We start from the raw sequence: 12568 nt of genomic DNA, 5'->3' as shown, positions 1-12568 counted from the left end.
ACGCGACGCCGCTGACACCGGCGTCGCGCAAGTGCACTAGCAGTTCGTCATGGAGCGCAGTCAGCAGGGGCGGCCGACGCCGGTCACTGCGCGGCTTCGTGGTCGAGGTTCGCCGGCACCGAGACGAGCACCGCGCGGTCGATCATGCCCTGGTCGGCGAAGAACTCGTAGGCCGCCTGCACCGCCTCGCGGATGCTGGTCGGGCGCCAGCCGAGCTCGCCCTGGGCACGCGACGTGTCGGCGCGGCGCTGCATGGTGAGGATGCGGATCGAGCCCGGCGTGAGGCGCTGCGGCACGTTGGGGAAGAACCGCGACAGCGCGCCGGAGTACACGCTCGAGACCGCCGACATGAGCCCCGCGGGGATCTTGAGCGGGCGACTGCGCGGGCCCACGCACTCGCGCCACATCTCGATGAGATCGCCCAGCGTGTGGAAGTGCGTCGCGAACACGTACTTGTGCCCGCGACGACCGCGGGCCATCGCCGCGACGTGGCCCTCGGCGATGTCGCGCCCGGCCACGAACTCGAAGCCACCCGGCACCCACGCGCGGACCTTGCCCTTGGCGAAGTCACACATCGTGCGGCCCATGCGAGAGGGGAAGTAGTCCCACGCGCCGATGCACGAGCACGAGGTCGCGATCACGGCGTCGAGCCCGTCGGCCACGACCTTGAGCATCTCGTGCTCGGCCAGCGCCTTGCTGCGGGCGTAGGGCATCACGCCGGAGTCGTAGGGCCAGTGCGGCATCTCGTCGGTGCTGGGCTTGCTCGGGTCGTCGGGATCGTAGCCGACCGCCGAGAACGAACCGGTGAGCACTGCACGCTGCACGCCGTTGGCGTGCGCCGCCCGCATGACGTTGCGCGCACCCAGCACGTTGATCGAGAAGATGTCCTTGAACTCGTTGGCGCTGGGGCTGAGGATCGAGATCTTCGCGGCCACGTGGTAGACGCGGTTGCAGCCCGCGATCACGCGGGTCATCGCGTCCTCGTCGCGGATGTCGCCCTCGACGAGCTCGACCGGCAGGCCCTCGAACGCGCGCCGATCACCGCCGGGCTCGACCAGGCAGCGGATGTCCTCGCCGTCCTGCAACAGGCGCCGCACCAGGTGTGCGCCGACGTGGCCGGAGCCGCCGGTGACGAACACCTTGCCGCTGCGCACGCCGATGATCTCGGGGTTCGTCGGGCTCTCGTGGGTTGCGCTCATGGTCGATCGTCTTTCGTCCAGGGGCCGTCGGCACCCCCGGCGAGAAGGGGGTTACCACCGACGGCGCAGCGCTGTCCATGCATGGCCTGTCGCGCCGCGCCGGCCCTGCTATACCCCTGCCCGGCCGCGACGTCGGTCACCGCACGATGCACGCGCCCGACATCGACCACGCCGCGCGGCTGCTCGCCGCCGGCGGCCTGGTCGCGTTCCCCACCGAGACCGTCTACGGGCTCGGCGCCGACGCGAGCCTGCCGACCGCGGTCGCGCGCGTGTTCGCGGTCAAGCGACGTCCGGTCGATCACCCGCTCATCATCCACCTCGCCGACGCCGACGCGCTGTCGCGATGGGCCGCCGACGTGCCCGCAGCGGCGCAGACCCTCGCCGGCGCGCTGTGGCCGGGCCCGCTCACGCTCGTGCTGCGCAAGGCCGAGCACGTCGGCATGCATGTCACCGGCGGACTGTCGACGGTGGGCCTGCGGGTGCCCGCGCATCCCGTCGCGCTCGCGCTGCTGCGTGCGCACGGTGGTGGCATCGCAGCGCCGTCGGCCAATCGCTTCGGCAGCGTCAGCCCCACCACCGCCGCCCATGTGCGACGCGACCTCGGCGACGACATCGATCTCGTGCTCGACGGCGGCCCCTGCGAGGTCGGCATCGAGTCGACCATCGTCGACCTCTCGCGCGGCGACGACGACCCGGTGATCCTCCGCCCCGGTGGCGTCTCGCGCGAGCGCATCGAGGCGTTGCTCGGTCGCGCGGTGCCGGTGCGCGAGGGCGGCGAGGTCCGCAGTCCCGGGCAGCTGCCCTCGCACTACGCCCCCACCGCCCGCGTGATCGTCACCAGCCCGGCACGGCTCGCGGCGACCGTGGCGGAACAGCTCCGGGTGAACCCCGAGGCGAAGCTCGGCGTGATCGCGGCCGCCGAAGGTGTCACACCGCCGCGATGGACGCGGGGCGAGCACGGTGTGGCCGTGCGCATCGAGCTCGATCCCCACGTCGAGCTGGCGCGGCACCTCTACGGCTGCCTGCGTCAGCTGGACGACGAGCACTGCACGGTGATCGTCGCGACGCTGCCGCCGCCGGCGGAGCTCGGCCTGGCGATCGCCGACCGCATGCGCCGCGCCGCAGGGCCGCGCGACGGTGACGGTCGCGACGCTTGACCACACTCGCCTGCCCCGCTTAGAACCTGCCGGCGCCATGACGACCTTGTTCGATCCGCACGAGCTGCACGCACTGGCCACGGGCTGCCTCGAACGCCCGATCGACGAGATCCTGCCGCTGTTGCACACGCGCCTGCGCGAGCGCTACGGCAAGCACATCCATCCCAATCCACCGTGGATGTTCAACAACGCCGGCGGTGCGATGGGCAGCATGTGGGTGCTGCACATGTCGATGACGGAGTACCTCATCGTGTTCGGCTCCGCGATCGGCACCGAGGGTCACACCGGTCGCTTCCTCGCCGACGACTGGTTCGTGATCCTCGACGGCGAGCAGTGGGCCTTCGATGCCGGCTCGCTGTCGCGACAGGAGTTCAAGCCCGGCGACATGCACCACCTGCCCCGCGGCACCGCCCGCGGCTATCGCATCCCGGATCACTGCTGGGCGCTCGAGTACGCCCGCGGCTTCATCCCCGGCATGCTGCCGTTCGGGCTCGCCGACGGGCTCAGCTCCACGCTCGACGTGCGGACCCTCGGTCAGACCATCGGCCACGCCGCCAAGTCGATCACCGGCGAGTTGCTGCGCGGCAAGCTGTAGCGGCGCCGCCGCGCCCGCCGGTCAAGCCGAGGCGCCGCGCGGACGATGGTGCCCGGCATGAACGTCACGGGTGCGGGCGCGTTCGCGAGCGCGAGCGCAGGACTGGCACGGGCCAGCGCGCGGTTCGACGCGGCTGCGACGCGCATGACGACCGCGGCCGTCGACGACGACGGCGATCTGGTGGGCGCGAGCATCGACCAACACCTCGCCCGGGCAGACATGCAGGCCCAGATCGCGGTCGTGCACGCCGTCGATGAGATGACGGGCACACTCATCGACACGTTCGCGTGAGGCCACGCGCATCGGCGGACGGCGGCGGCGTGCTCGATGCCGGCGCCAGGCTTGGCATACTCCGGCGCCGAGATGTCCCGCAACGATGACGGGCGCCGCTTCGAGGCGCGCGACCTCCTGCTCTATCCGTGGTCGGTCGTGGTCTGGGGCGTAGGCCTCGGCTGGCTGGGATTCCTCGCCGTGTCGGCGATGCCGATCACGCTGTTCGTGCCATTCGAGCGGTTCCAGAACCTGTGGATCCACCCCGGCATCGGCGCGATCCTGCGGCTCGCCGGCTGCCGCGTCCGCATCACGATCGACCCGCGCTTCCGGGGTCGGCGCGGCGTGATGTTCGTGCAGAACCACGTCAGCATGATGGATGCGTACGCTGCGTGCGCGGCGATCCCCGTGCCGCTGTGCGGCCTCGAGAACGCATCGCACCTGCTGGTGCCCGGCTACGGCTGGATGATGCGCATGGCCAACGCGGTGCCGGTGACCCGCGGCAGCGGCCGCTTCGCGAAGATCGCCGAGGCGATCCGCGAGCGGGTCTCGCGTGGCATCTCGGTGCTGACCTTCCCCGAGGCGCACCGGACCACCGACGGCAAGCTGCAGCCATTCAAGCGTGGCGTGTTCCAGATCGCCCGCGACGCCGGCATCCCGGTGGTGCCGCTGGCGGTGCGCGGGCTCTACGAGGTGCTGCCCAAGGGTCGCTTCCTCGTGCGCCCGCACGACGTCGAGATCTACCTCGGCCCGCCGCTCGAGACCGAGGGCCTCGACGACGAGGCCCTCGATCGGCTGTCGGCGCGGGTCGGTGAGATCATCACCGGCTGGCTCGAGCACCGCGAAGTGGCGAGCGACGCCGACGTCCCAGCCGGTCAGTACGGCGCGCAGCAGGCGTAGAGGACCTCGGACGGCACGTCGTCGCCGATGACGATCCCGCGAAAGTCGAAGCTGCCGACGATGTCGACGCCTTGCGACCCTCCATAGACCGACGTCGCCCCAGCGTTGCACGAGCCGCGGCCCGCGACGCCGAACAGCCCCGGGGCCAGCACCTCGTTGCGCGTGACGTCGGCGACGCAGTCGCTCGCGATCCACCACATCGACGGATCGGTGCCGGTGGTGTCGGTGCCGAAGTCGTCGAGCAGGTACACCTGGGCGGGCACGGCGTCGCCCGTCATCGCGGGATCGACCTCGAGCTCGATCAACACCGCGAGCGCGGCGTCGACGTCCTGGAACATCAGCCACGTCGAGCCTGCGCTGGTGCTACCCGCCAGCGCACCGCAGCTGGCCAGCCACGGCGACGCGTCCCAGTCGAGCGTCGCGTCGAGCCCACCGCGCAGGGTCATCGTCAGCTGCGAGGGCTCGCTGTCCTCGAAGCAGGCGCCGCCGTCCCAGCCATCGTCACCGACGCCGTCGTCGGCACCGGCATCGACCTCGAGCTGCCAGTCGCCGGCGTCGAGGCAGCGCGGGTCGCCGCACGAGACGGGGATCTCGGTGTCGTCGCTGCCGCTGTCGATGCGACGCGTGAGCGACTCCCCCCCGGGCAGGTACACCGTCACGTCGACGATCGATTGCTTGCGCGCGGGCAGACAGAACTCGCCGTCGGCGCCCGACACCGCCGAGGCGTCGCCGAGGTAGTCGACGCCGTTGCCGATCACGTACGCACCGGCGATCCCGACCCCGTTGCGGTCGCGCACGTGGCCCGACACACAGGTGGCCTCGAGCGGCTGATCGCAGTTCCACGGCGACAGGTGGCCGATGGTGCCGACGTAGACCCCACGTGCGAGGTCGAGCGTCGCGACGCCCTCCTCGGTCCAGACCCCGGCGCCTTCGTCGAACCCCCACAGCGCGATGGTCTCGGGCGGTGACGCGGTGGCGCCGTCGGACTCGGCGGGCAGCGGGAACTCGACCGTCACGCCCATGCCCGGCGCAATCGTGAGGTCGGTATCACCCTGCCGCACCGTCACGTCGACCACGCCGAAGCTCTCGAGCTGCACGGTGCCACCGGCGCTCGTGCGCGCACGGCCGTCACCCGGATACGCGGCCAGCTCGGCCGGCACGGCCGGATCGAGCGGCGTCAGATGGATGTCGACCATGCCGGTGATCGGCTGGCCGGCCCGATCGACGAACGCATGCGGCGGGGCGTCGAGGCTGGCGCCGCGATCGCCCTGCACGCGACCACCGGCGTCGGCGTCGAACGGGATCGCGGGTGCCTGCGCGCGCAGCTGTACGCGCAGAGCCGTGGCGGCGTCGGCCACCTGCACCCGCTCGAGGCCCCGCACGAAGCCCGGAGCCTCGAACGCGAGCACGACGATCGCGTCGGCTGCGGCCATCACCGTGAAGCGACCCGAGGCGTCGGTGCGGCCCCGCTCGACACCGTCTTGCATGACCGCCACGCCGGCCACCGCGTCGCCATCGCCGTCGACGACGCGGCCCTCGATGCGCGGGCCACCGTGGGCGGCGGCGGTGTCCGCCGCGGGTACCGTGCACGCGCTCGACGTGATCGCGACCATCGCGAGCGACACGCACGCCAACGCGCCGTGGAAGACGTCGAGACCGACCGAACACCTGGACCGGGATGAGCGCTGCATGGCCGCCGCAGACGGTGGGTTCGCCCCCCGCCATTCACCACGCATGGCCTCGGGACCGCCGATCGGCCGCAAAATGCAGTGGATGCTGTAGCGCCCGTGGGGCTCGCCCGACCCGGCCCACTACAGCACCTGCTGCAATCCCCTGGGCACCCGGGTTACCATGCCCGTCCACGATTCCGACCGACGCCGACGCGGACGGTCGCACCGGAAAAGAGTCCCCATGGCCCAGCTCGTCGATCGCATCGCCGCCCTCCAGGACTACAAGAGGTACGAGGACCTGCACTGGCAGGGTTCCTTCGAGGAGTATCTCGAGCTCGTGCGCAAGAACCCTCGCGTGGCCCGCACGGCCCACGAGCGGCTCTACGACATGATCATCAGCTACGGCAGCGAGGAGTACGTCGACAACAAGAAGAAGGTCACGCACTACTGCTTCTTCGACGACGAGACCCACGGTGGCCGCGACGCGATCTTCGGCCTCGACATCCCGCTGATGCGCCTGGTCGCGGTGCTCAAGGCCGCGGCCATGCGCTACGGCACCGAGAAGCGCATCCTGCTGCTGCACGGCCCGGTCGGCTCGGCCAAGAGCACCATCGTGCGCCTGCTGAAGCAGGGCATCGAGGAGTACAGCCGCACCCCCGAGGGCGCGCTGTTCACCTACGAGTGGGTGCTGCCGCCCGAGCTGCGCTACCTGACCGCCGGCAACGAGATCTTCCCGTCGTCGATGCACGAGGAGCCGCTCAAGCTGATCCCGCCGGAGTGGCGCGAGAACGCCATCACCGAGCTCGGGCTCGAGCGCGACGGCTATCGCCCGCACATCCGCGGCGAGCTCAACCCGGCGTGTCGCTACATCTTCGCGGACCTGCTCAAGCACTACAAAGGTGACTGGGGCAAGGTCGTCAAGCACATCCGCGTCAAGCGCCTGCTCATCAGCGAGCAAGACCGCATCGGCATCGGCACGTTCCAGCCCAAGGACGAGAAGAACCAGGACTCGACCGAGCTCACCGGCGAGATCAACTACCGCCGCATCGCCGAGTACGGCAGCGACTCCGATCCGCGCGCGTTCAACTTCGACGGCGAGTTCAACGTCGCCAACCGCGGCATCATCGAGTTCGTCGAGATCTTGAAGCTCGACGTGGCGTTCCTCTACGACCTGCTGGGCGCGACCCAGGAGCAGAAGATCAAGCCCAAGAAGTTCGCGCAGACCGACATCGACGAGGTCATCATCGGTCACACCAACGAGGCCGAGTACCAGCGCCTGCTCGAGAACCGCTTCATGGAGGCGCTGCGTGACCGTACGGTGAAGATCGACATCCCGTACATCACCAAGCTGTCCGAAGAGCGGAAGATCTACACCAAGGACTACAACCCCAAGAAGGTCCGCGGCCGCTTCATCGCGCCGCACACCCTCGAGATGGCGGCGATGTGGGCCGTGCTCACCCGCCTCGAGGAGCCCAAGAAGCACCAGCTCTCGCTGCTGCAGAAGCTCAAGCTCTACGACGGCAAGACCCTGCCCGGCTTCACGCAGGACACCGTGAAGGAGCTGCGCAAGGAGGCCAACCGCGAGGGCATGGACGGCATCAGCGCCCGCTACGTGCAGGACAAGATCGCCAACTGCCTGGTCAGCGACCGCGGTCAGATGAGCATCAACCCGTTCATGGTCATGAACGAGCTCGACTCGGGCCTGCGCAGCCACAGCCTCATCACCAACGAGGACGACCGCAAGCGCTACACCGAGCTGCTCGCAGTGGTGAAGCAGGAGTACGAGGACATCGTGAAGAACGAGGTCCAGCGGGCGATCAGTGCCGACGACGAGGCGATCTCGCGCCTGTGCGGCAACTACATCGACAACGTCAAGGCCTATACCCAGCGCGAGAAGGTCAAGAACCCGTACACCGGCCAGGACGAGGAGCCCGACGAGCGACTCATGCGGTCGATCGAGACCAAGATCGACATCCCGGAGAGCCGCAAGGACGACTTCCGGCGCGAGATCATGAACTACATCGGCGCGCTGGCCATCGAGGGCAAGCAGTTCGACTTCCGCACCAACGAGCGCTTGTACAAGGCCCTCGAGCTCAAGCTGTTCGAGGATCAGAAGGACAGCATCAAGCTCACGAGCCTGGTGTCGAACGTGGTCGACAAGGAAGCCCAGGAGAAGATCGAGGTCGTGAAGCAGCGCCTGATGCGCGACTACGGCTACGACGAGATCAGCGCCACCGACGTGCTGACCTACGTCGCGTCGATCTTCGCCCGCGGCGAGATCAAGGGCGACTAGCACCGTCCGCGCGCGCGGCCGGACCCATCCGGGCCGCGCGCCCCGGTTCTCGCTCAAGGCGCGCGCCGGTGCGGGCGATGTGCGGGCAGGATCCCGCCGCCGCCCGGGCGGCGCTCGCGATGGCGCTCGTCCCCGACAAGACCCTGCACCGCATCTGGCGGGCCCTGCCCGCACAGTTCAGCTCGGTGGTCGGCGAGGAGGCGAAGCTCGGCGAGCCCACGCTCGCGCGCAGCTGGGAGCCTGGCGGCGCCCGCTACTTCGCCGAGCTCGAGCTGGTCGAGCCCCGCGTGGGCAAGCTCTACATGGTGTTCGAGCTGCCGCTGGCGATCGCCTGCGCCGGGCGGCTGATGGTCCGCCCGCCCGGGGCCATCCGCGACAACGTCGCGTCGTCGACCTTCGACGGCGACGATCTCGACGCGATGGGCGAGTGCGTGAACACGTTCTGCGCCGCGGTCAACGACGGCGTGCGCTCGAGCCTCGGCGACGAGTACCGGGTGGTGTTCCGGGTCGGCTCCCGCGAGCCGCCGGATCTCGCCGCGCTGGGCCCCATCGGTGTTGCGACGGCGCGCCTGGACCTCGGCGGACTGGCCCACGGCGCGCTCGAGTTCCTGGTGCCCGAGTCGACGCTGCCGTGGGTCACCGACGACGGCAGTGACGCGGCGGACGACGACGACGACGACGACGACGACGACGACGACGACGACGACGACGACGACGCGGCAGCCGGCGCGGATGCGCCTGGCGGCGGCAAGGGCGAGCGCAAGCGCAAGCGCAAGCGCAAGGGCAAGCGCAAGGGCAAGCGCGGCGGCGGCGGCGAGGCCGGCGAGGGCACCGACGAGGGCCCACTGCTCACGCCCGAGGAGCTCGCCGCGATCCGTCAGGCGACCCAGAGCAGCGTGCGCGGACCGACCATGATCGTGGCGCCGCGCGAGAGCGAGCGCGAGCGCTGGCGTGAGGAGCTGGCCGACACCGGCATCGAGATCGACTTCGTCGCCGACCACCACCAGCTGCTCGCGGCGTGCCGCGAGCGGGCGATCGACGTGGTGGTCATCGACGCCGACGCCTGCCCCTCGGGCGGGCTCACGCTGCTGGCCGCGATCCGTGGCCGCGCCGATGCACCGTCGCGAAGGGTGGTGGTGGCCTCGCAGCCCACGCGACGCCACCTCGTCGCCTGCCTCGGCGGAGGTGCCAGCGAGTACCTGTGTCGTCCACTCGACCCCGCCGCGATCGCCCGCCTGGCAGGTGGGTGATCGCCCTGGCGAACGAGGGTCGGCGTGACGGCCTCGCCGCGACGCACGGGCGCACGCCGAACGCGAAGAAGCGCCCGCCGCGGGCCTCCCGAGCCGCCCGCGTGCGCGGGGGCGAGGGAGGCCAGCGACGGACGCCGGCAGACCTGGCCGTCGAACCGACGGACTGCTTCGCAGCCCGTCGTGAAGCTCGCGGGCCCCTAGGCCGCGCGCAGCGGCGCGAGGGCCTTCTCGAAGTCCTCGGCCTTGAACGGCTTGACGATGAGGAACAGCGCGCCCGCCTCGACCGCCTTGGCCCGCATCGCGTCCGAACCCTCGGAGGTCACGAACCCGAACGGGATCTGGTTGCCCGCCGCACGGAGCTCCGTGAGCAGCTCGATGCCGGTCTTGTTCGGCATGTTCCAGTCCGACAGCACCGCGTTGGGTGCCGCCGCGGCGATCTGTGCGAGGGCCTCGGTGCCGTCTGCGGCTTCGACCACCTCGGCGTCGCCGAACCCCGCTTCCCGGAGGGTCTTCTTCACGATCTGTCGCATCACCTTGCTGTCGTCGACGACTAGAATCTTCATGGCCGGTGTCCTGCTGCTGTCATCGTCGCTCGGGCCCCGCTCGCGAGCATCACTTTGGGCCACGCACTCGATCTTCGCACCCCGCGGCCGAAGGAAAGCCTCGCGGGGGTACGACAACGTACCTCTACTCCAAGGAGCCCTACGATGGAGCAGCAAGGCGTTCAACTCAGCCGGTGGATCGAGGTCGCGACGCAGTGCGTGGCCGAGGTCTCCGAGTCGTCCCTCTCGACGCCGGTGAGCGTCAGCGTGGAGCCACCACCGGCGTCCGGCCTCTGGGGCAGCCTGGTCGCGCTCGTCAGCGGCAACAACGTCACGTGCGTGGGGATCTCCTCGACGCCGGAGGGTTGTCGCACGCTCGCGGGGGCCATGCTCGGCATGGAGCCCGCCGACGCGGCCGATCTCAGCCACGACGACGTGCGCGACTCCATCGGCGAGCTGGTGAACATCCTCGCCGGCGCGATGAAGACCAAGCTCTCGAACGAAGACCCCGCGCTCACGCTGGGCCTGCCGCTCTTCATCGACGGCATGTACGAGTCCGATAGCCGCTCGCTGACCGCCAATGTGGTGTGCGACGTCGGCGAGACCCGTTGCGTGCTGACGGTGCTGGTCGGCGCGCAGCAGCGACGCCAGGCCGCCTGAGCCCTTGCGCGGGCCGCCGTCGGCCACCGCCAGGCCACCGCCAGTTGCGGCAACGATGCCCGCAGGTGGCGGGCGTCGGCGGCGACGCGCCCGCGCCGAGATGACGGACGCCGGGCGCCGCGCCGCGCTGCGCTGCATAGCGGGGGCGACGTGCCTGCGACGCGGCGAGATATCGAACTTCCACGCCGCGGCTCGACCCTGTGCGCAGCGGCTGCGCCTCGCGTTCGACCACCTCAGGTGGCGAGCGTCAGCTCGAGCAACGCGACGTACGCCACCGAGAGCTCGACCAGCTGATCGGGCCGCAGCAGCCCCATGCGACTCACGACCTCGATCGCGTGACGCCGCGTCCGCTGCTGCATTCCGAGGCCGTCCTCGAGCTGCCGCATGCTGATGTAGCCGCACCGCACCGCGAGCTGACCGAACTTCTCGGTCGGCGCGTCGGCCTGCAGCTCGAGCACATGCATGATCTGCCGCACCGACAGCATGCCGGACTGCATCAGCAGCTGACCAATCGGCACCCGCTCACCCTCGCAGGCGCGCCGGACCTCGGCCGCCTGGGCGGCATCGATGGCCTCGCGATCCAGCAGGAATTGCGCGAAGTCGAAGGGGGTGATGGGGTCTCGGGCAGCGGCTCCGCTCGGCATCTCGACGAACCTCGTCCACGCCCATTCGTGCACTCGTGGTCGCGCGAGTGCAAGCATATCGCCCCATCTTGCCACGTGCGGGTGGTCCAACATCGTTCGCCGCGGCGCACGATCGTTCGATCATGGACCGCGGCACCGGTCACCACCGGCCTGCGTTCGGATTCGGGCCGCGGGCTCGAGTCGACGACGGGTCCGGCCGAAGTGATGATCGGAGCATCGTGGCCAGCATCGCGTCGCAGCAACGTCGTGGGTGGGTGTTCGCGTGGGCGGTGCTGGGCAACCTGGCGTTGTTGGGCGACGCCTCGCACCGCATGCTCGACGCCGCGGCACGGCACGCGGGTAGCTCGACGTGGCCGACCGCGGAGCTGGTGCTCGCGGTGGTGTTCGCGGTCGGCTTCGCGTGGGGCGAGGGCCACCACGCGCTGGCGCGACGCTTCGTGCCGATGCTGGTCGAACGCGCCGAGGCCTTGCGCGCCGAGCCGCCGTCGTGGCGCGACGTGCTCGCGCCATTGTGCGTCGCCGGCCTGGTCGCAGCGCCACGTGCCCGCCTGCTGCGCTCGTGGGGGCTGGTGGTCGGCATCGTCGCGATGGTGGTGGCGATCCGAGCCCTGCCTTCGGGCATCCGCGCCGGCATCGACCTCGGCGTTGGACTGGCGCTGGCCTGGGGTGCGCTCGCGCTGCTGCGCTTGGCGGCGGCACGTGTGCGCGCGCCCGCGATCGTGCTACGCACCGATGCACGATGAGCTTCGACCCTCGCGCGACCCTCCCCGCCGGCGACGCCCCGCCGATGCAGATCGAGATCCCCGGCAAGACCGCGATGCTGCTGGTGACGCTGGCGCAGGAGCTCGGCGCGAAGACGCCGGGTGAGGTGATCGGGCAGGCGCTCGGCCTGCTGCAGATGGTGCGGCAGGCCAAGACCCGCGGGCAGCGGATCCTGCTGCGCGACCCCGACAGTGGGCGAGAGATCGACCTCGCGCTTTGAGGGCACCGGCGGCCTTGCTACGATGATCGGGATGGCCGCCGACACCGATGCGATCGCGTTTCTCTACCTGACCTTCGCCCACGCCACCGACGGTGCGCTCAGCGGCGAGGAGATGCGCACGCTGGCGGAGAAGCTGCGCGGCTGGCGGCCCGACGCCGGGCTCGACGTGATCGGCGAGCAGATCAAGGCCACGGTCGCGCGCTACAAGGGACTCGCGGGTCGCGAGCAGCGTGTGGCCGCGGCCACACGACACGCCGACGCGCTGGCGTCCTCGCTGTCGGTCGCCGAGCGTCAGCGCGTGCTCGACGATCTGCAGGCGATCGCCGATGTCGACGGCGGGACCGCCGACGAGGAGCAGGCGTTCCTCTCGGCGGTGCGCGCAAAGCTGGGGGTGTGAGTTGCCATT

The 12568-nt window shown here is 70.4% G+C and carries 14 protein-coding genes; 10 read left to right on the top strand and 4 right to left on the bottom strand.

Annotated elements, in window-relative coordinates; all coding sequences use genetic code 11:
• Positions 1-83: 83 nt before the first annotated feature.
• Positions 84-1199 (bottom strand): NAD-dependent epimerase/dehydratase family protein, encoded by a 1116-nt coding sequence (locus tag IPH07_00125; GenBank protein ID MBK6915780.1) that lies wholly within the window; start codon positions 1197-1199, stop codon positions 84-86.
• Between the two features lie 146 nt (positions 1200-1345).
• On the opposite strand from IPH07_00125, the gene IPH07_00120 reads away from it, so the two are divergent.
• The 4 genes from IPH07_00120 to IPH07_00105 all read left to right on the top strand — a co-directional run bounded on the left by IPH07_00120 (position 1346) and on the right by IPH07_00105 (position 4121).
• Entirely contained in the window at positions 1346-2356 is a 1011-nt protein-coding gene (locus tag IPH07_00120) for a threonylcarbamoyl-AMP synthase (protein ID MBK6915779.1), read from the top strand.
• Between the two features lie 37 nt (positions 2357-2393).
• Positions 2394-2951: a hypothetical protein gene (locus IPH07_00115; GenBank protein ID MBK6915778.1), complete on the top strand. Its 558-nt coding sequence runs from the start codon at positions 2394-2396 to the stop codon at positions 2949-2951.
• 57 nt (positions 2952-3008) lie between these two features.
• Positions 3009-3242 (top strand): hypothetical protein, encoded by a 234-nt coding sequence (locus IPH07_00110; GenBank protein ID MBK6915777.1) that lies wholly within the window; start codon positions 3009-3011, stop codon positions 3240-3242.
• 72 nt (positions 3243-3314) lie between these two features.
• Positions 3315-4121 carry a 1-acyl-sn-glycerol-3-phosphate acyltransferase gene (locus IPH07_00105; protein MBK6915776.1) on the top strand — a complete coding sequence of 269 codons (807 nt, stop codon included), beginning with the start codon at positions 3315-3317 and terminating at the stop codon, positions 4119-4121.
• Here IPH07_00105 and IPH07_00100 read toward each other — a convergent pair.
• Positions 4097-5812: a carboxypeptidase regulatory-like domain-containing protein gene (locus IPH07_00100; GenBank protein MBK6915775.1), complete on the bottom strand. Its 1716-nt coding sequence runs from the start codon at positions 5810-5812 to the stop codon at positions 4097-4099. The two genes, IPH07_00105 and IPH07_00100, sit on opposite strands and share 25 nt — an antisense overlap.
• A 220-nt stretch (positions 5813-6032) precedes the next feature.
• Here IPH07_00100 and IPH07_00095 point away from each other — a divergent pair, with 220 nt between their 5' ends.
• Positions 6033-8084 (top strand): serine protein kinase, encoded by a 2052-nt coding sequence (locus tag IPH07_00095; protein ID MBK6915774.1) that lies wholly within the window; start codon positions 6033-6035, stop codon positions 8082-8084.
• 119 nt (positions 8085-8203) lie between these two features.
• Positions 8204-9334, top strand: a complete 1131-nt coding sequence (locus IPH07_00090; protein MBK6915773.1) for a response regulator transcription factor — start codon at positions 8204-8206, stop codon at positions 9332-9334.
• Between the two features lie 197 nt (positions 9335-9531).
• On the opposite strand, the gene IPH07_00085 is transcribed toward IPH07_00090, so the two are convergent.
• Positions 9532-9897 (bottom strand): response regulator, encoded by a 366-nt coding sequence (locus IPH07_00085; protein ID MBK6915772.1) that lies wholly within the window; start codon positions 9895-9897, stop codon positions 9532-9534.
• Positions 9898-10041: 144 nt separating this feature from the next.
• Here IPH07_00085 and IPH07_00080 point away from each other — a divergent pair, with 144 nt between their 5' ends.
• Positions 10042-10536: a chemotaxis protein CheX gene (locus IPH07_00080; GenBank protein MBK6915771.1), complete on the top strand. Its 495-nt coding sequence runs from the start codon at positions 10042-10044 to the stop codon at positions 10534-10536.
• Between the two features lie 233 nt (positions 10537-10769).
• On the opposite strand, the gene IPH07_00075 is transcribed toward IPH07_00080, so the two are convergent.
• Positions 10770-11180 (bottom strand): hypothetical protein, encoded by a 411-nt coding sequence (locus IPH07_00075; protein ID MBK6915770.1) that lies wholly within the window; start codon positions 11178-11180, stop codon positions 10770-10772.
• Between the two features lie 218 nt (positions 11181-11398).
• On the opposite strand from IPH07_00075, the gene IPH07_00070 reads away from it, so the two are divergent.
• Genes IPH07_00070 through IPH07_00060 form a run of 3 tightly spaced genes read left to right on the top strand, consistent with a single transcriptional unit; the run spans position 11399 to position 12559 of the window.
• The gene (locus tag IPH07_00070; GenBank protein MBK6915769.1) at positions 11399-11923 is read left to right on the top strand and encodes a hypothetical protein; all 525 of its coding nucleotides are present in this window, start codon (positions 11399-11401) and stop codon (positions 11921-11923) included.
• The gene (locus IPH07_00065; protein MBK6915768.1) at positions 11920-12162 is read left to right on the top strand and encodes a hypothetical protein; all 243 of its coding nucleotides are present in this window, start codon (positions 11920-11922) and stop codon (positions 12160-12162) included. Before IPH07_00070 ends, IPH07_00065 begins: the two co-directional genes overlap by 4 nt.
• A gap of 31 nt (positions 12163-12193) precedes the next feature.
• On the top strand, positions 12194-12559 hold the full coding sequence (locus IPH07_00060; GenBank protein ID MBK6915767.1) for a TerB family tellurite resistance protein: 366 nt from the start codon (positions 12194-12196) through the stop codon (positions 12557-12559).
• Positions 12560-12568: the final 9 nt, after the last annotated feature.

This window comes from Deltaproteobacteria bacterium (assembly GCA_016709225.1).
Lineage (GTDB): Bacteria > Myxococcota_A > Polyangia > Nannocystales > Nannocystaceae > Xiheibacterium > Xiheibacterium phototrophicum.
Note: the sequence above shows the minus strand (reverse complement) of the source record. Positions and strands in the feature narration are given on the sequence as shown.